Source organism: Stenotrophomonas sp. AC248 (assembly GCF_979258185.1).
In genome coordinates this window covers 3,735,272-3,760,338 of record NZ_OZ409840.1, presented here as the reverse complement: position 1 = coordinate 3,760,338, position 25,067 = coordinate 3,735,272, and the positions used below count along the sequence as shown (strand labels likewise).

19 protein-coding genes are annotated in these 25,067 nt (G+C 68.6%); 13 read left to right on the top strand and 6 right to left on the bottom strand.

The features are described from left to right. Positions 1 to 3 precede the first annotated feature (3 nt). The 5 genes from ACZ0AE_RS16920 to ACZ0AE_RS16900 all read left to right on the top strand — a co-directional run bounded on the left by ACZ0AE_RS16920 (position 4) and on the right by ACZ0AE_RS16900 (position 7,559). Complete coding sequence (locus ACZ0AE_RS16920) at positions 4 to 1,032, top strand: SIS domain-containing protein (protein WP_448134421.1); 1,029 nt, start codon at positions 4 to 6, stop codon at positions 1,030 to 1,032. Next, positions 1,032 to 2,180 carry an N-acetylglucosamine-6-phosphate deacetylase gene (gene nagA, locus ACZ0AE_RS16915; RefSeq protein WP_038686238.1) on the top strand — a complete coding sequence of 383 codons (1,149 nt, stop codon included), beginning with the start codon at positions 1,032 to 1,034 and terminating at the stop codon, positions 2,178 to 2,180. The genes ACZ0AE_RS16920 and nagA overlap by 1 nt, the downstream gene beginning before the upstream one ends. Next, positions 2,177 to 3,244 carry an acyltransferase family protein gene (locus ACZ0AE_RS16910; protein WP_463601688.1) on the top strand — a complete coding sequence of 356 codons (1,068 nt, stop codon included), beginning with the start codon at positions 2,177 to 2,179 and terminating at the stop codon, positions 3,242 to 3,244. The genes nagA and ACZ0AE_RS16910 overlap by 4 nt, the downstream gene beginning before the upstream one ends. Before the next feature lie 118 nt (positions 3,245 to 3,362). After that, positions 3,363 to 6,356, top strand: coding sequence for an autotransporter family protein (locus tag ACZ0AE_RS16905; RefSeq protein WP_463601687.1), 2,994 nt, complete (start codon positions 3,363 to 3,365; stop codon positions 6,354 to 6,356). A 159-nt stretch (positions 6,357 to 6,515) separates the two neighbouring features. Next, positions 6,516 to 7,559, top strand: a complete 1,044-nt coding sequence (locus ACZ0AE_RS16900; protein WP_463601686.1) for a S41 family peptidase — start codon at positions 6,516 to 6,518, stop codon at positions 7,557 to 7,559. Positions 7,560 to 7,613: 54 nt separating this feature from the next. On the opposite strand, the gene ACZ0AE_RS16895 is transcribed toward ACZ0AE_RS16900, so the two are convergent. Beyond that, on the bottom strand, positions 7,614 to 8,834 hold the full coding sequence (locus ACZ0AE_RS16895; RefSeq protein WP_463601685.1) for a multifunctional CCA addition/repair protein: 1,221 nt from the start codon (positions 8,832 to 8,834) through the stop codon (positions 7,614 to 7,616). Positions 8,835 to 9,304: 470 nt separating this feature from the next. Then, positions 9,305 to 11,296, bottom strand: a complete 1,992-nt coding sequence (locus tag ACZ0AE_RS16890) for a transglycosylase SLT domain-containing protein (protein ID WP_463601684.1) — start codon at positions 11,294 to 11,296, stop codon at positions 9,305 to 9,307. Positions 11,297 to 11,428: 132 nt separating this feature from the next. Here ACZ0AE_RS16890 and ACZ0AE_RS16885 point away from each other — a divergent pair, with 132 nt between their 5' ends. From ACZ0AE_RS16885 to ACZ0AE_RS16875, 3 genes are all read left to right on the top strand, one after another. After that, complete coding sequence (locus tag ACZ0AE_RS16885) at positions 11,429 to 11,836, top strand: ExbD/TolR family protein (RefSeq protein WP_463601683.1); 408 nt, start codon at positions 11,429 to 11,431, stop codon at positions 11,834 to 11,836. Positions 11,837 to 12,053: 217 nt separating this feature from the next. After that, positions 12,054 to 14,927, top strand: coding sequence for a TonB-dependent receptor plug domain-containing protein (locus ACZ0AE_RS16880; protein ID WP_463601682.1), 2,874 nt, complete (start codon positions 12,054 to 12,056; stop codon positions 14,925 to 14,927). A gap of 246 nt (positions 14,928 to 15,173) precedes the next feature. Further along, positions 15,174 to 15,800 (top strand): LysE family translocator, encoded by a 627-nt coding sequence (locus ACZ0AE_RS16875; RefSeq protein WP_038686248.1) that lies wholly within the window; start codon positions 15,174 to 15,176, stop codon positions 15,798 to 15,800. 17 nt (positions 15,801 to 15,817) lie between these two features. On the opposite strand, the gene ACZ0AE_RS16870 is transcribed toward ACZ0AE_RS16875, so the two are convergent. Then, a complete protein-coding gene (locus ACZ0AE_RS16870; protein ID WP_463601681.1) occupies positions 15,818 to 17,326 on the bottom strand; it encodes an arylsulfatase in 1,509 nt (502 codons plus the stop codon). A 126-nt stretch (positions 17,327 to 17,452) separates the two neighbouring features. Then, on the bottom strand, positions 17,453 to 18,106 hold the full coding sequence (locus ACZ0AE_RS16865) for a TetR family transcriptional regulator (protein WP_463601680.1): 654 nt from the start codon (positions 18,104 to 18,106) through the stop codon (positions 17,453 to 17,455). Positions 18,107 to 18,234: 128 nt separating this feature from the next. Between ACZ0AE_RS16865 and ACZ0AE_RS16860 the strand changes: the two genes are divergently transcribed. Further along, positions 18,235 to 18,891 carry an O-methyltransferase gene (locus ACZ0AE_RS16860; protein WP_463601679.1) on the top strand — a complete coding sequence of 219 codons (657 nt, stop codon included), beginning with the start codon at positions 18,235 to 18,237 and terminating at the stop codon, positions 18,889 to 18,891. Between the two features lie 2 nt (positions 18,892 to 18,893). Next, a complete protein-coding gene (locus tag ACZ0AE_RS16855; protein WP_463601678.1) occupies positions 18,894 to 19,760 on the top strand; it encodes an SDR family oxidoreductase in 867 nt (288 codons plus the stop codon). 218 nt (positions 19,761 to 19,978) lie between these two features. On the opposite strand, the gene fhuE is transcribed toward ACZ0AE_RS16855, so the two are convergent. Continuing rightward, positions 19,979 to 22,156 (bottom strand): ferric-rhodotorulic acid/ferric-coprogen receptor FhuE, encoded by a 2,178-nt coding sequence (gene fhuE / locus ACZ0AE_RS16850; protein ID WP_463601677.1) that lies wholly within the window; start codon positions 22,154 to 22,156, stop codon positions 19,979 to 19,981. A gap of 325 nt (positions 22,157 to 22,481) precedes the next feature. On the opposite strand from fhuE, the gene ACZ0AE_RS16845 reads away from it, so the two are divergent. Continuing rightward, positions 22,482 to 22,961 carry a VOC family protein gene (locus tag ACZ0AE_RS16845; protein ID WP_038686251.1) on the top strand — a complete coding sequence of 160 codons (480 nt, stop codon included), beginning with the start codon at positions 22,482 to 22,484 and terminating at the stop codon, positions 22,959 to 22,961. A gap of 188 nt (positions 22,962 to 23,149) precedes the next feature. Beyond that, positions 23,150 to 23,509, top strand: coding sequence for a LuxR family transcriptional regulator (locus ACZ0AE_RS16840; protein ID WP_463601676.1), 360 nt, complete (start codon positions 23,150 to 23,152; stop codon positions 23,507 to 23,509). Between the two features lie 43 nt (positions 23,510 to 23,552). Here ACZ0AE_RS16840 and ACZ0AE_RS16835 read toward each other — a convergent pair whose 3' ends face one another. After that, the gene (locus ACZ0AE_RS16835) at positions 23,553 to 24,023 is read right to left on the bottom strand and encodes an Lrp/AsnC family transcriptional regulator (protein WP_038686253.1); all 471 of its coding nucleotides are present in this window, start codon (positions 24,021 to 24,023) and stop codon (positions 23,553 to 23,555) included. Positions 24,024 to 24,096: 73 nt separating this feature from the next. Between ACZ0AE_RS16835 and ACZ0AE_RS16830 the strand changes: the two genes are divergently transcribed. Next, positions 24,097 to 24,969 carry an EamA family transporter gene (locus ACZ0AE_RS16830; protein WP_463601675.1) on the top strand — a complete coding sequence of 291 codons (873 nt, stop codon included), beginning with the start codon at positions 24,097 to 24,099 and terminating at the stop codon, positions 24,967 to 24,969. The last annotated feature ends 98 nt before the right edge of the window (positions 24,970 to 25,067 follow it).

Below are 25,067 nucleotides of genomic sequence, written 5' to 3'. Positions count from 1 at the left end.
CCCATGTCCCTGCCTGCCCCCCACGACACCCTGATGTACCGCGAAGCCGCCGAAGCCGCCGACGTGATTGCCGCGCAGTTCGCGCGCAACCAGGCGGCGGTGGAAACGCTGGCCGCCAGCCTGCGCGCGGCGCCGCCGCCGTTCGTGGTGACCTGCGCGCGGGGCAGCTCGGACCATGCCGCCACCTACGCCAAGTACCTGCTGGAAACCCGGCTGGGCCTGGTCACCGCGTCGGCCTCGCCGTCGGTGGGCTCGGTGTACGAAGCGCCGCTGAAACTGCGGGGCGCGCTGTACATCGTCATTTCGCAGTCGGGCAAGAGCCCGGACCTGCTGCGCAACGCCGAGGCCGCGCGCGCGGCCGGTGCGCGCGTGGTGGCGTTGGTGAACGTGGAGGATTCGCCGCTGGCGCAGCTGGCCGAAACGGTGATTCCGCTTGGGGCCGGCGCCGAACGCAGCGTGGCGGCGACCAAGAGCTACCTGGCCTCGTTGTCGGCGATCCTGCAGCTGGTGGCCTACTGGAGCCAGGACGCGGCACTGATCGCCGCACTGCGGGCGCTGCCCGATGCGCTGCGCCAGGCCTGGAACAGCGACTGGTCGGCGCTGACCGACGGCCTGGTGCCGGCGCACAACCTGTTCGTGCTCGGCCGTGGCCTGGGCCTGGGCGCGGCCCAGGAAGCCGCGCTGAAGTTCAAGGAAACCTGCGGCCTGCATGCCGAAGCCTACAGCTCGGCCGAAGTGAAGCATGGGCCGATGGCGCTGGTGGGCCCGGGCTTCCCGGTGCTGGCGTTTGCCCAGCCCGATGAAACCGGCGCGGGCACCCGCGCGGTGCTGAAGGAGTTTGGCGCGCGCGACGCGCAGGTGTGGCTGGCCGACGTCGATGGCGACCTTGCACTGCCGGTTGCCCCGCACCCGGCCTGCGCACCGCTGCTTACCGTGCAGGCGTTCTATCGTGCGATCAACGCGCTGGCGCTGCGCCGCGGGCACAACCCGGACCTGCCGCCGCATCTGAACAAGGTGACGGAAACCGTCTGATGAAAACCGTCCTGCGCAATGCCCGGATCCTGGCCGGCGATGAGTTCCGCGACGACCTGGCGGTCGTCATCGAAGACGGCCGCATCACCGCGCTGGTGTCCGACGCGGCCCCGCAACTGGGCAGCGCCGACGAACAGGTGGACCTGGGGGGCGGCTGGCTGCTGCCGGGCTTCATCGACGCGCAGGTCAACGGTGGCGGCGGCGTGCTGTTCAACAACACGCCCGACGTGGACAGTCTGCGCACGCTGGCTGCCGCACACCGTCGCTTTGGCACCACCGGGCTGCTGCCCACGCTGATCAGCGACGACGTGCAGGTGATGCGCCGCGCGATCGACGCCACCCGCGCGGCCATCGCGCAGGGCGTGCCCGGCGTGCTCGGCATCCACCTGGAAGGCCCGTACATCGCGCCGGCGCGCAAGGGCACGCACGACGCCAACAAATTCCGCGTGCCCGACGCCGACGAGATCGCGATGGCGGCCTCGCTCGACAACGGCGTGACGCTGTTGACGCTGGCCCCCGAACGGGTGCCGCTGGAGAGCATCCGCGCGCTGGTCGAACGCGGCGTGATCGTGGCCGCCGGGCATACCGCGGCCAGTTACGAAGAAGCACGCGCCGGGCTGGATGCCGGCATCCGCGGTTTCACCCATCTGTACAACGCGATGTCGCCGTTGACCGGGCGCGAGCCGGGTGCGGTGGGCGCGGCGCTGGAAGACCGCGACAGCTGGATCGGCATCATCGCCGACGGCGTGCACGTGCACCCGGCCAGCCTGCGCGTGGCGCTGGCGGCCAAGCCGCGCGGCAAGGTGATGCTGGTCACCGACGCGATGCCGCCGGTGGGTGCCGACAGCCCCAGCTATGAACTGTATGGCGAAGTGATCACGGCCGTGGACGGCGTGGTGCGCAATGCCGCCGGTTCGCTGGCGGGCTCGGCGCTGGACATGGCCACGGCGGTGCGCAACGCGGTGCACCTGCTTGGCCTGCCGCTGGACGAGGCCGCACGCATGGCCTCGCGTTACCCGGCGCAGTTCCTCAATCTGGACGACCGCTTGGGCGAGATCGCCGAGGGCTACCAGGCCGACCTGGTGCTGCTCGACGACGCGCTGCAGGTGCGCGCCACCTGGATTGCCGGCGAGCGCGAGGACGCATGACCGCCTCCCCATCGCCACGCATGGGCTCGATCGATGCCCTGCGCGGGCTGACCGTGGCGGCGATGCTGCTGGTCAACAACCCCGGCGACTGGGGCCATGTGTATGCACCGCTGCTGCATGCGGACTGGCACGGCTTCACGCCCACCGACCTGATCTTTCCGCTGTTCCTGTTCATTGCCGGCGTGTCGATGGCCTTCAGCCTGTCGCCGCGCGCGGGCGAGCCGGCGTTGCGCCCGGCCCTGCGCAGTGGCCTTCTGCAGCGTGCGCTGCGCATCGCGGTGGCCGGCGCGGTGCTGCACCTGCTGGCGTGGTGGCTGATGGACCTGCCGGCCTACCGGCTGTGGGGCGTGCTGCAGCGGATCGCATTGTGCGTGGCGGTGGTCGGGCTGCTGGCGATCCAGACGCGCGCGCGCGCGCAATGGGCGGTGCTGGTCGGGCTGCTCCTTGCGTACGCGGCGATCCTGCTGGGGGCCGATTCGCTGGCACCGTGGGTCAACCCGGCCAGCCGCCTGGATACGACGTTGTTCGCGCCGTTCCTTTACAAGTACGACCCGCTGACCGGGCTCGGCCACGACCCCGAAGGGCTGCTGAGCAGCCTGGGCGCGCTCGCCAGCACGCTGCTGGGGCTGCGTGCGGGCGCGTGGCTGCGGGCGGGGCAGGTGGGTGGGCTGGCGGTGCTGGCCACGGCATGCCTGCTCCTGGGCGGCGTGGCCGCGTTGTGGCTGCCCCTCAACAAGCAGCTGTGGACCCCCAGTTTCGTGCTGTGGACGGGCGGGCTGTCGGTGGCGGCCTTGCTGCTGGCCCACCTGCTGGTGGATCGCTGGGGTGCGCCGGCACTGGGCCGACGCTTCGGCGTCAACGCCATTGCCGCCTACCTCGGCTCGTCGGCGATGGCCCTGCTGCTGATGGCCAGCGGCGCGTGGGGATGGCTGTACCAGACGCTGTCGGCGCTGCTGCCGACGGCCCCCGCACTGGCCTCGCTGCTGTGTGCGCTGGGCTTCGTGGTGGTGTGGTGGGGCGTGGTGTGGGCGCTGGACGCGCGGCGCATCTACCTCAAAATCTAGGATGGGCGTCCCGTACGTTTACCCGCCCATCACGGCGCGGCGGTAAAAGTACTGACGCCGGTCTGCGTAGAAGCACTGGGCCGTTGCCGTACCCCCTCTTGTTGAACAGGAAAGGCGTATGCGCTCGATGCCCGTTTCGCCGGCACGCACCGTGCTGGCAGACCGTATTTCACATTGGCTGCGTCGGGGCTGTGGGGGCGCGCTGGGTACGGTCCTGCTGGCCGGTACCGCGCCGGCCTGGGCCGGCTGCGACAACCCCGCGCCTGGTCAGGGCCAGACAGTGACCTGCTCGACCGCAGCGCCCAATCCGGATCCGGTGCCGATCGTCACCGCCGGCGGCGCCTCCAACACCACCGTCAACGTGCTGGCCAACGCGCAGCTCGGTATCGCCAGCGGCAATGCCATCACCGTGCAGGCCGGCACCGGGCATGTCATCAACAACAATGGCAGCATCATCGCCAACGCCGGCCGCGCGCTGCAGCTCAACGGGGCCACCTACCTGGTCAACCGCGGCACCATTGCCGGCAGTACCGGCGGGGTCGTGTCCGGTGCCGGCAACGACCGCATCGACATGCTCGGCGGCAGCATCCAGGGCGGCGTGCTGCAGGGCGCAGGCAACGACGCGCTGGTGATCCGCGACGGCGTGATCGACAGCGTCGACCAGGGCGATGGCGAGGACAGCCTGGAGATCAGCGGCGGCAGCGTGACTGGCACGGTGCAGCAGGGCTCGGGCATCGACACCTTCCTGATGACCGGCGGCAGCATCGGCGCGCTGCTGCAGGGCGACGCGCTGGACCGCTTCCGCATGACCGGCGGCCGCATCGTCGGCGCGTTCGACGATGGCGACTACGCCGAAATGACCGGCGGCCGCATCGGCCGGGTCAACATGAAGCTGGACGACAACACCTTCCTGATGTCCGGCGGCACCATCGACGGCAACCTGGTGACCGGTTTCGGTCGCGACACCATCGTGCTGTCCGACGGCTACATCGGCGGCAACATCAGCGTCAGTGGCGGCGACGACGCGGTGACCATCACCGGCGGCACCGTGCGCGGCGAAATCCGGCTGAGCTTCGGTAACGACAGCCTGACCTGGAACGGCGGCGGCGTGGTACACGGCGCCATCGATTTCGGTGAAGGCGATGACCTCGCGCAGCTGACCAACCTCAACAGCGCCCACCTGGGCGCACTGCCGGTGTTCGACGCTGGGCTGGGCAACGACGTGCTCGGCTTCGACAACGTCAAGACCGGCGGCGTGGCGCGCTTTGCGAACTGGGAACAGGTGGCGCTGCGCGACGATACCCAGCTGGCCTTCGACGGCACCCTGGTGCTGGGCGACAGCGCCAGCGGCACCGGCCGCCTGGACATCGATGCCACCAGCGCGGTGTTCGGCGGTGGCAGCAACGGCGGCGTCGCACCGTTCACGGCCGGGCAGCTGGCCACGCTCACCAACGCCGGCCGCATCGATCTGAGCAACGGCGGCGGCGTGGGCGACACCTTCACCGTGGTCGGCAATTACGTCGGCAATGGCGGCGCGCTGTATCTCAACACGGTGCTGGGCGACGACAGTTCCGCGTCGGACAAGCTGGTGATCTCCACCGGCAGCGCCAGCGGCACCACCGGCGTGGGCATCCTCAACGCCGGCGGCGCCGGTGCGTCCACCGTGGCCGACGGCATCCTGGTGGTGCAGGCGATCAACGGCGCCACCACCGCGCCCACCGCGTTCGCGCTGTACAACCCGGTCGCCGCCGGTGCGTACGAGTACTTCCTGTTCAAGGGCGGGGTCAGCGGCGGCACGGCCGAGAACTGGTATCTGCGCTCGACCCTGGTGGCCAGCGTCACCCCCGCACCCGCGCCGCCCCCGGGCGGGGGCACTACGTTGCCACCGCCGCCGCCGGACAGTACCGGCACGCCGCCGGTCGACCTGCCGCCTGCACCGCCGCCGCCGCCGGACGTCAATCCGCCGGATGATCCCAACCCGGCCGCACCCGAGCCGGCCCCGCCGCCGGAGCCGGCCGATCCCGCCGACGTCGCGCCGCCCAGCATCGATACCCCGCCGCCCGTGCCCACCGACGTGGCCGGGGTGCCCGGGCCGCTGGCGGTGCCGCCCACGCCCGGTGCGCGCCCCGCGCAGGGCGACATCATTCCGCTGTACCGCTTCGAGACCGGCCTGTACTCGGTGGTGCCGCCGCTGCTGCGCGAAACCAGCCTGGCCAGCCTGGGCACCTTCCACGAACGCCAGGGCGAGCAGCGTCTGCTGGCCGGGCAGGGCGGCGTGCGTGCGGCCTGGGCGCGGCTGGTGGGGCAGAGCCACGAACAGCAGTGGGACGGCGACGCGCAGCCCGGCTTCGATGGCGATATCCAGGGCATCCAGGCCGGCCTGGACCTGTACGCCAACGCGGGCGATAGCCATCGCGACCAGTTCGGCGTATTCGTCGGGCGCACCCGCGCGCAGGGCAACGTGACCGGTTTTGCGATCGGCTGGGAAAACGTCGCGGTGGGCCGCACGCGGCTTGATGACAAACACGTGGGCGTGTACTGGACCCGCGCGGGCAGTGCCGGTGGCTACCTGGACGCGGTGGTGATGCAGAGCCGCTACGACGGCGACGCAACGTCCTCGCGCGGGCTGGGCATCGACGTGCGCGGCGATGGCACCACCGCCTCGCTGGAAGTGGGCAAGCCGCTGCTGCGGTTCGGGCAGAGTGCGTGGTGGCTGGAACCCCAGCTGCAGGTGATCTGGCAACGCACGTCGGTGGACGATGCCGGCGACGCGGTGTCCGCGCTGCGCTTTGACAACGACAACGCCTGGACCGGACGCGTGGGCCTGCGCCTGGCTGCCGACTACGACATCGCCGGCAACGGCTGGCAGCCGTACATCAAGCTCAATTACTGGCAGACCCTGGACGGCGAGGACCGCATCGATTTCGACAGCAATCGCATCCTGAACCAGCAGGATGCGCGTGCGCTGGAAGTGGGCGTGGGCGTGGTGGCGCGTTTCAACAGCAACGTCAGTGCGTTTGCGGTAGCCGATTACACACGTGACCTCGAAAGCAGCGCACGCAAGGAACGCAAGGTGATCGAAGGCAATATCGGGCTGCGGCTGGACTGGTAGGGCGACGGCCGGTAGCGATCCGTGGCGGCACGCTGGACGGAACCGGCGATGCCGGCTGCGTTGCGGTGGCATGCGTCGCTGGTTATGCGAACGGCGCACTGTACCAATGCGCGCGTGCAGCGCTAAGCTGCGGCCTCTTCACTACATGGATGTAGCACGATGATCGCAGGACGTGGTTGGCTGTTGATGGTGGCGCTTGCAACGGCAAGTGGCGCTGCACACGCGCAGGACGTACCCAGTGCCGAGGCACAGGCGCGGATCCTGGATCTGCTGCAGCAGCAGTCGCTGTATCGCGACCGCGTGGACTGGTCCAAGGCTCGCGCGGAGTTGGCGGCTGCGGGCGACCCGGCGCAGACGCGGCGGTTGCTGGACGATGTGATCCAGCGCAGCAGTGGCGGGCACGGGCGATGGATATCGCCCAGCCAGTTGCGCACTGAGTCGAAACGCGCACCGGCCACGCAGGCAGCGATGGGCGCTGCGCCCCTTCAGACAGAGGACGCCAGCACCGGACCGACAGCGCGGCTGGGGTGGATCAAGGTGGGCGCCTACATGGACGACCAGACCCAGCCCCAGGAAGTGCAGTACCAGGCCCGCAAGCAGGCGGCCATTGCGCTGCAGGCGCGCATCCAGGAACAGGACGATGGCAACCGCTGTGGCTGGGTGGTCGACCTGCGCGGCAACAGTGGCGGCAACATGTGGCCCATGTTGCTGGGCCTGGGCCCGTTGCTGGGCGATGCCAGGGGAAGTGATCCGGTCGGCATGTCCCTTCGCGCGGACAAACAGCAGCCGTGGACGTATCGCGATGGCGCGATCTGGTCGGACGGGAACGGGATGTTGGGATCGAGCAACACGCGGTACACGCTGCGCAACCCGGGCGCGCCGGTGGCCGTCCTGTTCGGGCCGCGCACCGCCAGTTCCGGCGAGGCATCGGTACTGGCCTTCCGCGGCCGGGCAGCTTCGCGCAGCTTCGGCCAGCCCAGTGCCGGCTATTCCACCTCCAATACCCCGCAGCGTCTGCCCGATGGCAGCATGCTGCTGTTGACCGGCAGCGTGATGGCCGACCGCAACGGCGTAGGCGATGGCAACCGCCTGCAGCCTGACGTCACGGTGACCCCAGGGCAGGACGCGGCCGCGGTGGCGCGCGAATGGCTGCTTGCGCAGCCGGCCTGCAAACAGGCCGCTGCCGTGGTGGATGCACGCTGAAATCGGATGCGCCGCGCTGGCCCGTTGATGCACGGGCCGCAGGGGCGCAGACGTTCAACGCACCGCCGCAATCGCCCGCGTACGCGCTTTGGCCAGCGCTTCACCCACCGCCGGTCCCTTCAGGTGGGTGAGGTCCAGGTCCCGCGCCTGGATCGCCAGCGCCGCCTGGTGCAGGCGCGTGAGCGTTGCGCCCTGCGGATAATCGCTGTCTTCAAACCCCAGCCGGCCCCGCTTGTCGGCCTCGCAGCACAGCGCGATCTGCGCGATGCGCTCCGGGCGGCGGAAGCCGTCGCAGCGGGCGAGCAGGTCCAGGACGGTGGCATCGCGCAGTTCATCGATGCGGTGCACGTTGAGATGATCGCGGCACACCGCTTCGGCCAGCTGGCGGTGGTCCAGCGGCACCTTCAGGCGGTCGCACAGGGCATGCAGCGGGGCGACGCCGCGCTGCTCGTGCATGATGTGGCGCGGCCATTCCGACGGCGGCGTCAGGCCCTTGCCCAGGTCGTGGGTGAGCGCGGCGAAGCCGATCAGGTCGTCGCCCGGCGCCAACCGCGCGGCCATGTCGCTGACCATTTCCTGGTGCACGCCGGTATCCACTTCGGGATGGAATTCGGCGCGTTGCGGCACGCCGTACAGCGCTTCCAGCTCGGGCAGGATCGCGCGCAGGGCGCCGGTCTCGTGCAACGTGCGCAGGAAGGCCGACGGCTGGGCGCTGCGCAGCACGCGCCGCAGTTCCTGCCAGACGCGTTCGGGCACCAGCGCATCCAGTTCGCCGCTGTCGGCGATCTGGCGCATCAGGTCCAGGGTTTCCGGGGCCACGGTGAAACCGAACGGCGCAAAGCGGGCCATGAAGCGCGCCGCGCGCAGTACCCGCAGCGGGTCTTCCACGAATGCGGGGCCCACGTGGCGCAGGATGCGCTTCTCGATGTCGCGCGCACCGCCATACGGGTCCACCAGCGTACCGGTGGCCTCGTCGCAGGCGATTGCGTTGATGGTGAAGTCGCGGCGCAGCAGGTCGTCTTCCAGCGTCACTGACGGGTCGGCATCGACCACGAAGCCGCGGTAGCCGCGCCCGGATTTGCGCTCGGTGCGCGCCAGGGCGTATTCCTCGCCGGTGTGGGGGTGCAGGAACACGGGGAAGTCGCGGCCCACGGCCTTGTAGCCCTGCGCTTCCATGTCCGCTTGGGTGGCGCCCACCACCACCCAGTCGCGGTCACCGGGGGTCTGCTGCAACAGGCGGTCGCGTACGGCGCCGCCAACAAGATAGATCTTCATGCGCCCATGATGCCGCAGTGGGCCAACGCGACGCCAACCGGTAGTGCCGGCCGCTGGCCGGCTCGCTCGGACAATGAGGTAGTGCCGGCCGCTGGCCGGCTCGCGATGAACCCAGACAATGACGTAGTGCCGGCCGCTGGCCGGCTCCTGGGAATCTTCGGGCAATGCGAGGAGCCGGCCAGCGGCCGGCACTACCGGGGTGTTCGGGCGGTGCGGGGAGCCGGCCAGCGGCCGGCACTACCGGGGTGTTCGGGCGGTGCGGGGAGCCGGCCAGCGGCCGGCACTACCGGGGTGTTCGGGCGGTGCGAGGAGCCGGCCAGCGGCCGGCACTACCGGGGTGTTCGGGCGGTGCGGGGAGCCGGCCAGCGGCCGGCCGTGCCGGGGTGTTCGGGCGGTCCGCAGAGCCGGCCAGCGGCCGGCATTAGCGGGATCTTCGCCGAGCCCGCCAGCGGCCGGCATACCCGGGCCGGTCAGTCGCCGCCCTTGTCTGCGTTGGCGGCGCACGCGAAGTTCTTGCGCTTGGCCTGCAGGCGGCCGTTCATGCGGTCGGTCACCGGCAGGGCGTTGCCGTTCAAGCGCCAGTCGTAGATCACGCTGAAGGCCAGGATGCGGGCCACGTACTCGCGGGTTTCCTTGTAGCTGATGGTTTCGATCCAGATGTCCGGGTCGAAGCCCGGGCGCTGGGTCTGCCAGCGCGCGGTTGGCGTGGGGCCGGCGTTGTAGGCGGCGATGGTGATGTAGGGCAGGCCCTCGTACTTGTTCATCAGCTGGCGCAGGTAGGCCGTGCCCAGGGCGATGTTGGTGTCCGGGTCGTACAGGCTGGCGGCGCCGCCGTAGTTGGTCAGGCCGATCGACTTGGCCACGCTGGCACCGGTGGCCGGCAGCACCTGCATCAGGCCCATGGCGTTCGCCGGCGAGCGTGCCTTCGGGTTGAAGATGCTCTCGGCGCGGATCTCGGCGGCCACCCAGGCCGGGTCGATCGCGTTGCGGGCCGATTCGCGGCGGATGGCGTCGTCGTGGTGCAGCGGGAAGCGCAGCGAATACAGGCGCTGCTCGTCCGGGGTCTTGCCAAGCGAGAACACCGCACGGTCGAACCAGCCGTTGTCGCGCGCCACTTCCACCGCGATGCGGCGCTGGGTGGTGTCGTAGCGGCTCAGGGCGTCATTCCACTCGGCCACGGCCCAGCCGGCGCGTTCGATCTTGAACAGCTCCATGGCCCGCACGATGGCCGGGTCGCGGGCGACCGCCGCCTGCGCCTGCGCACTGTCGTTGGGTTCCCACGGGCACAGCGTGTAGGTGGACTGGCCGAGCTGGTCGGCGGCGAGGAAGCCATGGAAGGTGGCCGCACGTGCCGCCTCGCGGTACAGCGGCTGGGCCTCGCTGCGCTTGCCGGTTTTCTCCAGCATGCGGGCCTCGAAGTAGCGCCAGCGCGAGTCGCTGCGCTGGGTCGGGCCCATCTTGCGGATCGCGGCCAACGCCTGCGGCCAGTCGCCGCGCGACATCGCTTCGCGCGCGCGCCATTCGTGCAGGCGCTCGTCGTAGGCCGAATCGGGCACCGCGTTGAGACGGCGCGCCGATTCGGGGCCATACGAGGCCACCGTCCACAGCGCCACCTGGTACAGCACCTGCGCCTGCTGAGCCGCGCTCAGCTGCAGCGCGTTGGCGTACTGCGGCAGCTGCTGCTCGGTGGCGGCCGGGTCGGCCTTGGCCAGCTTGGCCAGGCCATCGGTGGCGATGCGCCGGCTGCGTTCATTCCGTGGCCAGTTCAAGGCGCTGGCATTGGGTTTGTCGACGAAGGCGGCATAGGTGTTGGCCAGGGCCAGGTCGGCGGCGGGCAGGCCGCGCGCGGCGCTGCGCATCACCGCCGGCTGCTGTTCGTCGGCGGCCGCATCGATACGGGCCCAGCGCAGGTCGGCACTCAGGCCGCCCTTGGCATCGAGCACGGCGAACACCGCGTCGCACGCATCGGGCAGCGACTTGCCAGTGCTGCGCCAGATCGCCTGGGCCTCGCTGGTCCACTGTGCGTCGGCCTTGCCGGTGGCCTGGCGTGCGTTGAGCTGGGCACAGCGCAACCCGACGTTGTCGGTAGGCACCCAGTTGGCCAGCAGCGTGGGCCAGTCCTGGCGGCGTGCCAGGGCCGGCAGCCAGACGCTGCGGAAACTGCTGGCCACGGCCTGACCGTTGTAACGCTTGAGGAAGTCCTGCGCCTGCGTGGCGCTGACCGTGTCGATGTTCCGGCGCAGGTTGGCGTATTCCAGCCAGCCGTACAGCGGATGCCTGACCAGCGCTGCGGCCTGGGCCGGGTCGTACTGGCCGCGCTCGGCGTTGTCGATGGCTGCCTTGAGCTGCGCGCGCTGCGCATCCAGGTTCTGCGCATCGGCCACCGGGCTGACCCCGGTGCAGGCCAGCAGGACGGAGGCGCTGAGGAAATACAGGGGAAGTCGAGTCATGGCCGAAAGCATAACGGCGCGCGGTGAAGGGCGGTGAGGGCAAGCCGACTCGATCATGAACGAGCGCCGCACAACGCCGTGAAGACCCGCCGCGCCGGGCGTAGTGTCGGCCATGGGGCAGCCCGCTCCAGGGAGAGACAGAGCATGGCATTCCGCGCAGCCGCGACGTCTGGACCACTGGCCGAGATCAACGTCACCCCGTTGGTCGATGTGATGCTGGTGTTGTTGATCATCTTCATCGTGACCGCCCCGATGGTGTCCTTGCCCATCCCGGTCAACCTGCCGCAACGCACCACCACCGTGGTGCCGCCCACCGAGCCACCGCCGCCGATCGAGCTGCGCGTGGATGCGTCCAACCAGGTCACCTGGAACGGGCAGGTGGTGCCGGTCGCTTCCCTGCAGGGAAGCATGCAGGAGCAGGCCCAGGCGCACGCCGGCAACCTGCCGGAGCTGCGCATCGCCAGCGACCCCGACGCCGCGTATGCGGTGATGGCCAAGGTGCTGGCGGCCGCCAACAACGCGCACCTGGAGCGCATCGCCTTCGTGCAGTAGCGCGGGTACGCACTGCGGCGCACCAAACAACGCCCCTGCCTGCAGGGGCGTTTTGCGTTGCGGCGCCTACATGTTGCCTGTTCGGATTTGTCGTAGCGACGTGAAAAGGTGCCTTCCGTCACGACCGGCGTTTTACCGTTTGTTTACAAAGGAGACGTTGCCGCCATGCAGGGGGAGTGCGGCAGCCCAGCCCAACATTCCTTTGTGGAGAGAGCGAATGAACGACCTGCACTACCGCCCCTTGGCGGTCGCCGTATCGCTGTGTCTGTTGTTGGCAGTGCCCGCGCTGGCCGGCGCGCAGGAAACGCCCCGTACGACCACCGAGCTGGACCGCGTCGAGGTGACCGGCAGCCGCATCAAGCGCGCCGAAGTAGAAGGCCAGGTCCCGATCCAGACCCTCACCCGCGCCGAGATCGAACGCACCGGCATGAATTCCATTGGCGAAGTGCTGCAGCAGCTGACCGGGTCCGGGTCGGCGCTGAACGCCAAATTCAACTCCTCCGGCAACTTCGGCTTCCCGCCTGACGGCAGTGGCGTGGGCGCCGGTTCGGCCCAGGTCGATCTGCGCCACCTGGGGGCCAAGCGCGTGCTGGTGCTGGTGGACGGCATCCGCTGGGTCAACGAATCCTCGGCCTCCGGCGTGGGCGCGGCCACCGATCTCAATACCATTCCGCTGGCGATCGTCGAGCGCATCGAAGTGCTCGAAGATGGCGCGTCGTCGCTGTACGGCTCCGACGCCATCGCCGGCGTGGTCAACATCATTACCCGGCGCGAGTTCGACGGTGGCCAGGTCACGCTGAACTACGGCGAATACAGCAAGGGCGACGGCACCCAGAAGGGCGTGGACCTGGCCTGGGGTACCAGCGGCGACCGCTACACCCTGTTCCTGGGCGCCAGCTGGACCAAGCAGGACCCGGTGTATGCACGCGACCGCGAGCAGTCGCGCTTCCCGATCCCCGGCACCGGGCTGGCCTTCGGCAGCGGTGGCATTCCGCAGGGCCGCTTCGCCTTCGTCGACCCCAACACCGGGGCCGAGCAGGACATCGTGCCCAACACCGGGGTGAGCAACCCGCGCTACGACGGCAGCGCCGGTTGCAGCCGTACCGACGACTACCACTGCTTCACCTCGGCCGACCGCTTCAACTTCGCCGAATACAACATGGTGCTGACGCCGTCGGAACGTAAGGGCATCTTCGGCCAGTTCCGTTTCGACATCACCGACAACGTCCAGTGGTACATCAAGGCGCTGGGCAACCGCCGCGAATCGACCAACCAGGCCGGCCCGGAGCCGCTGTTCTTCGGCCCCGATGGCGCCACCGGCAACCCGCTGGCCGACAACATCGTGGTGTCCGCGCTCAACCCGTACAACCCGTTCGGGTTCGACCTGGTGTCCTCGGGCAACATGAGCCTGATCGGCCGGCGCCCGGTGGAAGGCGGCGCGCGCATCTTCGAGCAGGAGGTCAACACCCAGTACTTCGCCACCGGCCTGGTCGGCCAGTTCGAGGCCGGCAGCCGCAGCTGGTTCTGGGACGTCAACGGCATGTACAGCAAGAACAAGGCCGAACAGACCAACTACGGCAGCTATGACATCTTCAAGGTGAACATGGCCCTGGGCGACCCGGCCGTTTGCGCGGCCACGCCCGGCTGCGTGCCGCTGAACATCTTCGGGGGCGCGGGGTCGATCACCCCGGCGATGCTGGACTGGATACAGCCGGTAGTGCGCGACCGCAGCCAGAACGAGTTGAGCCTGTTCACCGCCAACCTGAGCAGCGACCTGTTCAACTTGCCGGCGGGCCCGGTGTCGTTCGCCACCGGCTACGAGTACCGGAAGTACGAAGGCCGCTACGATCCCGATCCGCTCACCGTGATCGGTCATTACAACGGCGTGCCGTCGCTGCCCACCTCCGGTTCCTACGACGTCAATGAAGCGTACCTGGAGCTGAGCGTGCCGATCTTCGCCAAGAGCGCGATCGGCGAGAAGCTCGACCTGAGCCTGGCCGGGCGCTACTCGGACTACTCCACCTTCGGCGGCGAGTTCACCCCCAAGTACGGCCTGCGCTGGCAGGTGACCAACGACTTCGTGCTGCGTACCAGCTACGCCGAAGGCTTCCGCGCACCGTCCATCGGTGAGCTGTATGGCTCGGCGGCGCGTGCCGACCTGCAGCTGTTCGACCCGTGCTCGATCGGCCTGGGCGGTACCGCGCCGCGCGGCAATCCGGCCAACTGCGCCGCGCTTGGCGTACCCAGCGGCTTCCAGCAGGCCAACTCGCAGATCTCGGTCACCACCGGCGGCAACGCCGAACTGGATCCGGAGCGCTCGCGCAGCTTCAGCGCCGGGTTCGTGTGGAGCCCGTGGTTCGGCAACGATGCGGCGTGGTCGGAGCGCTTCGACGTGGAAGTGACCTTCTACCGTCACACCATCGAAGGCGCGATCCAGGCCATCAACGCGCAGACCCAGCTGGACCTGTGCGTGGACACCCTGGACCCGGTCTACTGCGACGGCATCAGCCGCGCCTCCACCGGTGCGGTGAGCAGCTTCAACAACCGGCTCACCAACCTGGGCTCGATCAAGACCGACGGCTGGGACGTGGACCTGTTCTGGACGTTCCCGCAGAGCGACATCGGCCAGTTCAAGCTGGGCTGGCAGAACACCTTCGTGGGGCGCTATGAAGCGCTGGGCGCGGCGGGCCAGCGGCAGCCGCAGAAGCCGGGCGTGGAAGTGGCCGACAGTTCGATCCCGGAGTGGACCAGCAACGCGACGCTGAGCTGGGCCCTGGCCAACTGGAGCGCGTCCTGGACCGTGCGGCACATCTCCGAGCTGACCGAAGACTGCGGCGACGCGGTGGCGTTCCCGGTGTGCAGCAACCAGCAGGAGGGCACCAACACGCTGGATGCCACCACCTTCCATGACCTGCAGGTGGGCTACAAGGTGGACTGGATGAAGGGCCTGCAACTCAGCGCCGGCTTGAACAACGTGTTCGACAAGGATCCGCCGATCTGCCTGTCGTGCTCGCTCAACGGCTACGACGCGTCCACCTATGACATCCCGCGTGGCCGCTACTGGTACCTGCGCGCGGACCTGCGGTTCTGATCCGGCGCTGACCCACCGGCCACGGTCCGCCACCCGGGCCGTGGCCGGTGGCACCGCGTAGCGCCGGGCTCTGCCCGGCTGACCATGCCGATCGCAGCCACGTAGAGCCGGGCTCTGCCCGGCTGACCGTGCCGATCGCGTGGCTGATGCAAGCCGGGCAGAGCCCGGCTCTACGGCGGCGGCCGCGTCAGGCATCATGTACAGCCGGGCAGCGCCCGGCTCTACTCCCTTCAGAACGTTGTTGCCATGAACCTGCATACCTGGTGGATCTTCGCCGTCACCGTGTTCGTCCTGTGCGGCACCCCGGGGCCCAACATGCTGCACGTGATGACCCGCAGCGTGCGGGTCGGCTTCCGTCGCAGCGTGGCGGCCATGGCCGGCTGCCTCACGGCGCTGGTGCTGGCCCTGTCGATCTCCGCGGCCGGCCTGGGTGCAGTGCTGAAAGCCTCGCCGATGGTGTTCGACGTGCTGCGCTATGCGGGCGTGGCCTACCTGGTCTACCTGGGCATCAAGGCCTGGCGTGGCGGCGACGCGCCGCTGGACGTGGGCAGCGCGGCAACGATCGCGCCCAGCTCGCGGCGCATCCTGTTCCGCGATGGCTTCATCATCGGCATCAGCAACCCCAAGCTGCTGTTGTTCGCGTCGGCGTTCCTGCCGCAGTTCGTCGACCTCGGCCAGCCGCAGCTGCCGCAGTTCGTGGTGCTGGTGGGCACCTTCGCGCTGATGGAAATGTTCTGGTACGCGGTGTACGCCGCCGGTGGGCGCGGCCTGGCCAGTTATCTGGCGCGCCCGGGCCTGCGCAAGGTGTTCGATCGCGTGGTGGGCACCATCTTTATCGGCTTCGGGCTGGCGCTGCTGCGCGCCCGACCCTGAGGCCGGGCGCACGGCGCTCAGCTCTTGGGCGACATCGCTTCCATCACCTTGTCGATGCTGAAGCTGGCCGCGTGCGCGCGCGGCGGGAAGGTCTTGAAGCTCTCCAGCCACTTGCCCAGCAGCGGCGGCGCGATATAGAGCAGGAAGTTCTGCTCCAGGAACCAGTCGTTGTACTTGATGCTCTCTTCGCCCCGCTCGAAGGGGTCGGCACGCAGGTCGAAGAACTTGGGGATGCGCATCTGCGACAGCGGTTCCCGCCAGCTCTCCAGGCCGCTCGCGCGCTGCTCGGAGAACACCACCTTCCAGCGCCCCATCCGCACGGCCATGCAGTCGCCATCGTCGCTCCAGTACAGGAAGCCTTCGCGCGGTGACGTTTCCTCCTTGCCGGCCAGGAACGGCAGCAGGTTGTACCCGTCCAGGTGCACCTTGTAGGTCTTGTCGCCCATCGTGTACCCCTGCTTGACCTTCTCCACCAGGTCCGGCTCGCCATTGGCGGCCGCGAAGGTGGGGATGAAATCCTGCAGCGACGCGATGTCATTGATGACCCGGCCCGGTTCGATCACGCCCGGCCAGCGCATCACGCACGGCACCCGCCAGCCGCCTTCCCAGTTGGTGTCCTTCTCGCCGCGGAACGGCGTGGCGCCGCCATCGGGCCAGGTGCATACCTCGGCACCGTTGTCGGTGGTGAACACCACGATGGTGTTGTCGGCCACGTTCAACTGGTCGATCTTGTCCAGCAGCTGGCCCACGTACCCATCCAGTTCCACCATGCCATCGGGATACACGCCCAGCCCGGTCTTGCCCACCGACGCCGGCTTGAGATGGGTGAACACATGCATGCGGGTTGGATTGAAGTAGCAGAACCACGGCTCGCCTGTGCTGCTCTTGCGCTCGATGAAATCCAGGGCCGAGGCCAGGAATTCTTCATCCACGGTTTCCATGCGCTTGCGCGTGAGCGGGCCGGTGTTCTCGATGGCCTGCGCGCCGACTTTGCCGAACTGCGGGTCGTCGGTGTCATCGGCCTTGTCGGTGGCGGTGCACTTGAGCACGCCACGCGGCCCGAAGCGCTTGCGGAACGCCGGATCCTTCGGATAGTTGGGGTACTCCGGCTCTTCCTCGGCATTGAGGTGGTACAGGTTGCCGAAGAATTCGTCCATGCCGTGCACGGTGGGCAGGTGTTCGTTGCGGTCGCCCAGGTGGTTCTTGCCGAACTGCCCGGTGGCATAGCCGAAGTGCTTCAGGAACTGGCCCACCGAAGGGTCCTCGAAGCTCAGGCCCAGGGTGGCCCCCGGCATGCCGACCTTGGTCAGCCCGGTGCGGATCGGCGATTGGCCGGTGATGAACGCCGCGCGCCCGGCGGTGCAGCTTTGCTGCCCGTAGAAGTCGGTGAAGTTGGCGCCTTCACGCGCGATGCGGTCGATATTGGGTGTGCGGTACCCCATGATGCCGTTGTTGTTGCAGCTGATATTGAACCAGCCGATATCGTCGGCCATCACGAACAGGATGTTCGGTTTTGACGTGGTCATCGTGGTGCACTCTGCGCGCGGGTGTGACGACCAGCGTAGGACGCAGTGTGGGGCAGGGCATCCGAAGTTCTGCTGTGGATACCACCGTAAGAATACTGTTGGATGCGGCGTGACTGCGGCGCCGGGCTAGCGCTTGCGCGGTGGCGGTGCAGGCGGCATCAGCGACTTCAGGTACGCGCAGAACATGTCGGCCATCGCCTCGGCGTAGGCATCAATAGCGGCCGGTGACGGATCACTGCTGGAGAACTGCTTGCCCACCGTGCTCAGGGTGGTGCCGATCAGGTCGACGGCCAATGCGCGCGTCTCCGCCGTTGCCTCGGGCAGCGCTTCGCACATGAAGGTATCGAACGCCGCTTCACCGTGCGCGCGGGCCTGGCGTGTTTCCGGCGCATCGCGGTAGAGCGGGGCGGCATCGCTGAGTGCCACGCGCATCTGCGCCTCCTCGCATTCGGAGCGCAGAAAGGCGTGCACCAGGGCGCGCAGGCGTACCAGCGGGGGCACCCCGGTATCTTCCAGCACGCGCCGCAGGACATCCCCGGTCTGCGCCCACTCGTCGGTCTGCAGGCGGAACAGGATCGCGGCCTTGTTGGGGAAGTACTGGTACAGCGAGCCGATGCTCACCCCGGCACGCTCGGCCACCCGCGCGGTGGTGAAACGGGCGGCACCGTGCAAGGCCAGAACCTGAGCAGCCGCTTCCAGGATCACCGCGACCAGGGCACTGGAGCGGGCCTGGCGGGGACGTTTTCGCGAGGAAATTCGAGGGGTTGGCGGTTGCGGCATGGGCGGCCCCGGGCGCGTGGGGAATGCGAATAGTGGGACGGCAGGATCGCACGTATTCTGGAAATGCGACGAATCACTCGCATTTCGCCGGGGCACGCCGCCCCCGCCATCGCCCACGGGACACCGCCATGAACACCCTCACCACCGCCCCCATCGCTCCGCTGCTGGAGCACCTGTTCGACGCCGCCGAGCACGCCACCAGCCCCGCCCTGGACGGCATGTCCGGCGACGAACGCACCCGCCTGATGAACAGCCGTACCGACTACCTGGCGCTGTACGCCCGGCTCAAGGACCTGTGGCTGCCGGTGTCGCGCCAGACCGGCACGTTGCTGTACCTGCTGGCCCGCAGCACGCGCGCCCGGGCCATCGTCGAGTTCGGTACCTCGTTCGGCATCTCCACGCTGCACCTGGCTGCGGCCCTGCGCGACAACGGCGGCGGGCGCCTGGTCAGCAGCGAATTCGAACCGGGCAAGGTGGCCCGTGCGCGGGCGCATATGCGCGCCGGCGGCGTCGAAGACCTGGTCGAGATCCGCGAAGGTGACGCGCTGCAGACGTTGCGCCACGATCTTCCCGAGCGCATCGACCTGCTCCTGCTCGATGGCGCCAAACCGCTCTACACCGACATCCTGGACCTGCTTGAGGATCGGCTTGCACCGGGCGCGCTGATCGTGGCCGACAATGCCGATCACGCACCGGCCTACCTGGAGCGGGTGCGCGCAGCGTCCGGTGGCTACCTGTCCATTGCCGTCGGCGACGACGTCGAACTGTCGATGCGGGTGGGCTGAGCATGCACGTCTTCGTTACCGGCGCGACCGGTTGGGTAGGGGCGGCGGTCGTGCACGAACTGCTGGCTGCCGGGCATCGGGTGACCGGACAGGCCCGCAGCAGTGAGAAAGCGGCGGCGCTGTCGGCGCTGGGTGCAGGCGTGGTGCTCGCCACGCTGGACCAGCACGAGGTGCTGCGCGATGCAGCCGCCGACGCCGATGCGGTAGTGCACACGGCCTTCGATCATGACTTCTCGCGCTTCCTCGACAACTGTGCGCAGGACCAGCGCGTGATCCAGGCATTGGGCGCTGCGCTTGCGGGGTCCGAGCGGCCCTTGTTGGTGACGTCCGGACTGCTCGGCATGCCGCGTGGGGGCGAGGAGGGCGACCTGCCCGATCCGGCGTCGCCGCGCCTGTCCGAGCCCACCGCACGCGCGCTGGCACTGCAGGGCGTGCGTGCGGCCACGGTGCGGTTGCCGCCGTCGGTGCACGGCCTGGGCGAACACGGCTTCGTGCCGATCCTGATCGACCTGGCGCGCCGGACCGGCGTGTCGGCCTACCTGGATGCCGGCACGAACTGCTGGTCGGGCGTACACCGGCACGACGCAGCCCGGGTGTACCGACATGCGCTGGAGCAGGGCGCCCGCGTGCCGGTGTACCACGCCATCGCCGATGAAACAGTGCCGTTCAAGCAGATCGCCGTGGTGATCGGTAAACACTTGAAGCTGCCGGTGGCGTCGCGCGGTGCCGACCACTTCGGGTGGTTCGCGCGGATGGCCGGCGCGGACATGGCCGCGTCCAGCGCGGCTACTCGCGCGCTGTTGGGGTGGGCACCGGTGGGGCCGGATCTGCTCGCCGATCTGGATCAGGCGGGGTATTACGCCCGGTGATGATGAAGGGGGAGCCGGCCAGCGGCCGGCACTACCATCGGGCATCGCGCTGCGGCCGGTAAAGCCACGCCATGCGTGGCTGCACCGCCATCGGGCACCGCGCCGCAGCCGGTAGAGCCACGCCATGCGTGGCTGCGCATCCATCGCGCGTCGTGCAGAACGCAGAACGCCGGGCAATGCCCGGCGTTCTGTGGTGTCACCTTGTGGTCAATGACCGGTCAGAACGACCAGTTGAAGGTGATCGAGCCGTTGCGGCCGTCGCCGTAGGCACCGTAGCCGTTGATCTGCGAGAAGTACTTCTTGTCCAGCAGGTTGTTGAGGTTGGCCTGCACGCTGAACTCGGGCGAGATGCGGTAGCGCACGAAGGCGCTGACCAGTGCATAACCGTCCTGCTCGATGCGTCCGTACGCGGGCACCGGGTAATAGATGCGGTTCTGCCAGTTGGCACCGCCGCCCACGGTCAGCGCCGTCAGCGACTGCGGGGTGTAGCTGGTGAACAGCTTGATCGTCGTCTGCGGCAGGTTGGTGTTGATGTCCGCGTCGTTGATGTCCTTGGCCACGTAGCGCGAGGCACCAAAGGTGGCGTTCCAGCCCGGGGCCAGTTCGCCGTTCACTTCAAACTCGACGCCACGGCTGACCGTGCCGCGCGCGGCGATGTAGGCGGTTTCGCCGCCCGTTCCGCCCACCACCGGTTCGCCGGTGGACTGGCCCACGTTGTCCTGCTCGATACGGAACACGGCAAGCGAGGCATTCAAGCGGTCGTCGAACCATGCACCCTTGACGCCCACTTCGTAGCTCTTGCCGTCCACCGGGTCCAGGTAGCTGCCGGTGCGGTTCTTCAGCATCTGCGGCTGGAAGATCTCGGTGTAGGACGCATAGGTGGAGTAGGTGTCATTGATGTCAAACACCAGGCCGGCATACGGCGTGGTCACCTTGTGCGAGCGGTCGGCGTCTTCGCCTTCGCTCTTCCAGTCGGTATAGCGCGCGCCGATGATCAGCTTCAGCGGGTCAGCCAGCGACAGGCGGGTGGCGGCGTAGCCGGCCTTCTGGGTGATGGTGCCGCGGCTGGCCAGTGCAAGCGCATTCCAGTTCGGCTCGGCGATGTCGCCCTTCCAGTTCAGGTAGCTGGTGAAGGGATCCCACGGCAGGTTTGCGCCACCTACCTGGTAGTCGCCGTAGTTGGCGTACTCGCGCTTGTTGTAACTGAGCCCGGCCATGAACTGGTGCTCGCGGCCGAACAGCTGGAACGGACCGTCCACGAAACCATCGACCGCGTTGACCTTGCGCTCGGTGTTGTAGAAGCCGGCCGACGGCGAGATGCCGGCACCGGTGGTCTTGTCGAAGTTCGACGCTCCCGAGGTCCAGTCGTTGTAGGCCGGGTAGAACAGCTTGTCGTCGGCCTTGCTCTCGTCGTGCGTCGCGCCGATCTTGACCTTCCAGCCGTTGGCGAAGCCATGTTCCAGCGTGGCGAAGGCGCGCTTGCTGGTGGTGTCCCAGTAGGTCCAGCTCGGGCTGGCGTTGAACGATGCGTCGTAGCCGGTCGAGGTGCCGTCGGAGTACAGCATCGGGAAGCCGCCCCAGGTGGCGCCGTTGGCCCGCTTCTGCTGGTAGTCGTAGCCCACGCTCAACTGCGTGTCCGGGGTCAGGTCGGCGTCGATCACTGCATAGCCCAGCGTCTTGTGCTGCTTGTAGCGGTCCATCTGCGCGTCGGTGTCCAGGTAGCTGCCGATCACGCGCGCGCGCACCGAGCCGCTTGCGTTCAGCGGGGTAGTCACGTCCACGGTGCTGCGGGTGCGGCCCCAGCTGCCCACGTTGACCGACACGGTGCCCGTCAGCTCGGCGCTGTCGGCATGCTTGCGGATCAGGTTGACCGAGGCGGAGGGATTGCCGGCGCCACTGAGCAGGCCGGTGGCGCCGCGCACCACTTCCACGCGGTCATACAGGGCCAGGTCCAGGCCGGAATCGCCGTAGCTCCAGTTCTGCACCATCTGGGTAGGCAGGCCATCGAACTGGTAGCTGTCGATGTAGAAGCCACGCGCGTAGAACTCGGTGCGTTCGGTATCGGACTGGGTGCTGCTGACGCCGGTGGTGTTGGCCAGCACGTCGATGATGTCATCGAGGTTCTGGTCCTCGATGCGCTGGTGGCTGATGATGCTCAGCGACTGCGGGATCTCGCGTGGGGCCAGGTCGAAACGCGTGCCGGCCGAGGTCTTGCGCACGGAGTAGCCTTCGGCACGCTCACCCTTGACCACCACCTTGTCCAGGGTGGTGGCATCGGCAGGGGCGTCCTGCGCGAACGCAGGGGCGGCGGCCAGCGCGCACAACGCAGCGAGCAGGGCCTGGGTCAGGCGGGCCTGTGGCAACAGGCGGGGCAGCACAACGGAAGAACGGGTCATCGGCGGTTCCAGGGCGGCAGCACGCACATGGCCGACATCCTCGGTGGCCGGGCGCGCTGCAGTGGGTGGGGGTCAGTACGCGGCTGGCGGAGGCCTTGCAGGACAAGGCGCGGGCGCAGGCACTGATCGCCGCAGCGCCTCCCTGGCGCGGACGGGATAACGCCATGTTAATGCGAATCAGTCGTATCAGCAATTCAGGCTGGTCCATCGGGCCGCATCCGGACACCCCCCGATGCCTTGCGCTGCCTGGATCTGGGGCTGCTGGGCAGCGGCTTAACACCGTCGGTCGTAGGCTGGCCCCACTCGATCGCTGCAGGAGACCGCCATGGTGGCCAGGAACACGATCTGCCTCTGGTACGACGGCACCGCGCTGGACGCGGCCACGTTCTACGCCCAGACCTTCCCCGACAGTGCGGTCAACGCCGTGCACCACGCGCCCAGTGACTTTCCGTCCGGCAAGCAGGGGGACGTGCTGACCGTGGACTTCACCGTGGCCGGCATCCCCTGCATCGGTCTCAATGGCGGGCCGGCGTTCAAGCACAGCGAGGCGTTTTCCTTCCAGATCGCCACCGACGACCAGGCCGAGACCGACCGGCTGTGGAACGCCATCGTCGGCAACGGCGGCCAGGAAAGCGCCTGCGGCTGGTGCCGCGACAAATGGGGCCTGTCCTGGCAGATCAGCCCGCGCGTGTTGACCGAGGCGGTCACCAGCAAGGATCCGGCAGTGGCCAGACGCGCGTTCGAGGCGATGATGACCATGCGCAAGATCGACGTGGCGGCGATTGAAGCAGCCGTCCGGGGCTGATCTCGTCACCGTTGCCCCGTGCACGGTTCACGTCGTGCACTCACCCAGGAAGGAGCTTCCATGAAGAGGATGTTCGCCGTCTGCCTGACCACGGCCGTACTGCAGGCCGCGCCGCTGATGCTGTTTGCCGCCACGCCAGCCGCTTCCCCCTGGCCGGACGCTGGGCGATCGATGTCGCCACGCTGCCGATGCCGGCGGCCGACCGGCCCAAGAGTGTGCTGCTGGAGTTCAAGGATGCCGGCGCGGGTCGCTGGACCACCCGCGCCGAGATCGTCGATCCGAAAGGCGGAAAGATGACCGCCGACAGCACCCTGCCGCTGGATGGCACGCCCGGCCCGATCGTGGGCAACTACGGCGCCGACGTGGCCTCGCTCAGCATGCCCGCGCCGAATGTACTGGTGATGCAGCTGGTGGACCACGGCACGCCGGCCTCCACGCGCATCTATACCGTGGCCGGCGATGGCAACCAGATGACCGAGTCCAAGGCGTTCTTCAGCAAGGACGGCAAGCCGATCCTGATGACGATCCACTTCACGCGCGTGCCCTGAGGGCGCGGTGGCCGGTGCACCCCCCGCGGGCGCGCCGGCCGTCCTACAGCGGCACGTCCAGCCCCCGCTTCAACGTACTCAGCGCCACCGCCGTGCGGTAGCGCTCGATGTTGTCGTCGTTGCCGAACAGGCGCTCGCTGATGGCCTCGTACTCTTCCATGGACGCGGCGGTGAGGATCAGCAGGAAGTCGGCGTCGCCGGTGATCGCATAGCACTGCTGCACGGCCGGGTCGTCCTGCACGCGGCGGCGGAACGGGGCCACGCGATGCGGCTGTTCGCTGCTCACGCGCACCTCGACCATGATGGTCAGCGGGCGGCCCAGCCGGTTCTGGTCGAGCACGGCAACGTTGGCGCGGATGAAGCCGGCTTCCTGCAGGCGCTTGATCCGGCGCTGCACGGCGGGCGCGGACAGGTGCACGGTCTCGGCGATCTCACGCTGGGCGGTGGTGTTGTCGCGCTGCAGGATGGCCAGGATGGCGCGGTCGAATTCGTCGGGGGCGTACGCGGCGGTCATGGGTGAGTGAAACATGCAGGAAGGCCCCTGCAATTGAGCATCTCCTTCGGCCGCTACGCAATATGCTGGCCGGATGTCGACCTCCCGCTACGCTTCGCTCATTCCCGTCCTGGCCGTGCTCGGCTCGGTCACCGCCCTGTCCGTGGGCACCTCCTATGCCAAGCAATTGTTCCCGCTGATCGGCGCGCAGGGCACCAGCGCGTTGCGCGTGGGGTTCTCGGCGCTGGTGCTGCTGGCGGTGTTCCGGCCGTGGCGCTGGACCACCACGCGCGCCGACGCCGGGGCGATCCTGCGCTACGGGATCACGCTGGGGGTGATGAACCTGCTGTTCTACATGGCGCTGCGCACGATTCCATTCGGCATCGCGGTGGCCATCGAGTTCTGCGGGCCGCTGGCGGTGGCGATGTGGTCCTCGCGCCGGCCGATCGATTTTGTCTGGGTGGGCTGCGCGGTGGTCGGGCTGCTGCTGTTGTTGCCGCTGGGCCATGGCGCGCCGCTGGATCCGGTAGGGGTGATGTTCGCGCTGGGCGCGGCGGCCTGTTGGGCGATGTACATCATCTTTGGCAAGCGGGCAGGGCATCTGCACGCCGGGCACACGGTATCGCTGGGGTTGTGCGCGGCGGCGCTGGTAGTGGTGCCGGTGGGCATCGCGCACGCCGGCATGGCCTTGCTGGACCCGAAGATCCTGCTGTTCGGGCTGGGCGTGGCGATCGTCTCCAGCGCGATTCCGATGTCGCTGGAGATGATGGCGCTGAAGCGGCTGCCGAAGGAGACGTTCGGCATCCTGATCAGCATGGAACCGGCGGTGGCCGCGTTGCTGGCGATGGGGCTGCTGGCCGAGCAGCTTACTCCGCTGCAGTGGGCGGCCATTGGCTGCACGGTGGTGGCGTCGGTGGGAAGCACGGTGACCGCACGGCGGATGGCGCCGGCCGTACCGGTCGCATGACCCGGTAGTGCCGGCCGCTGGCCGGCTGCTCAGGATCCAACGGTATCGGGAGCCGGCCAGCGGCCGGCACTACCTCAGGATCCAACGGTATCGGGAGC

Coding starts and splice junctions, on each gene's coding strand:
- ACZ0AE_RS16920 (WP_448134421.1), top strand. CDS start 4: ATGTCCCTGCCTGCCCCCCACGACACCCTGATGTACCGCGAAGCCGCC.
- nagA (WP_038686238.1), top strand. CDS start 1,032: ATGAAAACCGTCCTGCGCAATGCCCGGATCCTGGCCGGCGATGAGTTC.
- ACZ0AE_RS16910 (WP_463601688.1), top strand. CDS start 2,177: ATGACCGCCTCCCCATCGCCACGCATGGGCTCGATCGATGCCCTGCGC.
- ACZ0AE_RS16905 (WP_463601687.1), top strand. CDS start 3,363: ATGCGCTCGATGCCCGTTTCGCCGGCACGCACCGTGCTGGCAGACCGT.
- ACZ0AE_RS16900 (WP_463601686.1), top strand. CDS start 6,516: ATGATCGCAGGACGTGGTTGGCTGTTGATGGTGGCGCTTGCAACGGCA.
- ACZ0AE_RS16895 (WP_463601685.1), bottom strand. CDS start 8,834: ATGAAGATCTATCTTGTTGGCGGCGCCGTACGCGACCGCCTGTTGCAG.
- ACZ0AE_RS16890 (WP_463601684.1), bottom strand. CDS start 11,296: ATGCTTTCGGCCATGACTCGACTTCCCCTGTATTTCCTCAGCGCCTCC.
- ACZ0AE_RS16885 (WP_463601683.1), top strand. CDS start 11,429: ATGGCATTCCGCGCAGCCGCGACGTCTGGACCACTGGCCGAGATCAAC.
- ACZ0AE_RS16880 (WP_463601682.1), top strand. CDS start 12,054: ATGAACGACCTGCACTACCGCCCCTTGGCGGTCGCCGTATCGCTGTGT.
- ACZ0AE_RS16875 (WP_038686248.1), top strand. CDS start 15,174: ATGAACCTGCATACCTGGTGGATCTTCGCCGTCACCGTGTTCGTCCTG.
- ACZ0AE_RS16870 (WP_463601681.1), bottom strand. CDS start 17,326: ATGACCACGTCAAAACCGAACATCCTGTTCGTGATGGCCGACGATATC.
- ACZ0AE_RS16865 (WP_463601680.1), bottom strand. CDS start 18,106: ATGCCGCAACCGCCAACCCCTCGAATTTCCTCGCGAAAACGTCCCCGC.
- ACZ0AE_RS16860 (WP_463601679.1), top strand. CDS start 18,235: ATGAACACCCTCACCACCGCCCCCATCGCTCCGCTGCTGGAGCACCTG.
- ACZ0AE_RS16855 (WP_463601678.1), top strand. CDS start 18,894: ATGCACGTCTTCGTTACCGGCGCGACCGGTTGGGTAGGGGCGGCGGTC.
- fhuE (WP_463601677.1), bottom strand. CDS start 22,156: ATGACCCGTTCTTCCGTTGTGCTGCCCCGCCTGTTGCCACAGGCCCGC.
- ACZ0AE_RS16845 (WP_038686251.1), top strand. CDS start 22,482: ATGGTGGCCAGGAACACGATCTGCCTCTGGTACGACGGCACCGCGCTG.
- ACZ0AE_RS16840 (WP_463601676.1), top strand. CDS start 23,150: ATGCCGGCGGCCGACCGGCCCAAGAGTGTGCTGCTGGAGTTCAAGGAT.
- ACZ0AE_RS16835 (WP_038686253.1), bottom strand. CDS start 24,023: ATGACCGCCGCGTACGCCCCCGACGAATTCGACCGCGCCATCCTGGCC.
- ACZ0AE_RS16830 (WP_463601675.1), top strand. CDS start 24,097: ATGTCGACCTCCCGCTACGCTTCGCTCATTCCCGTCCTGGCCGTGCTC.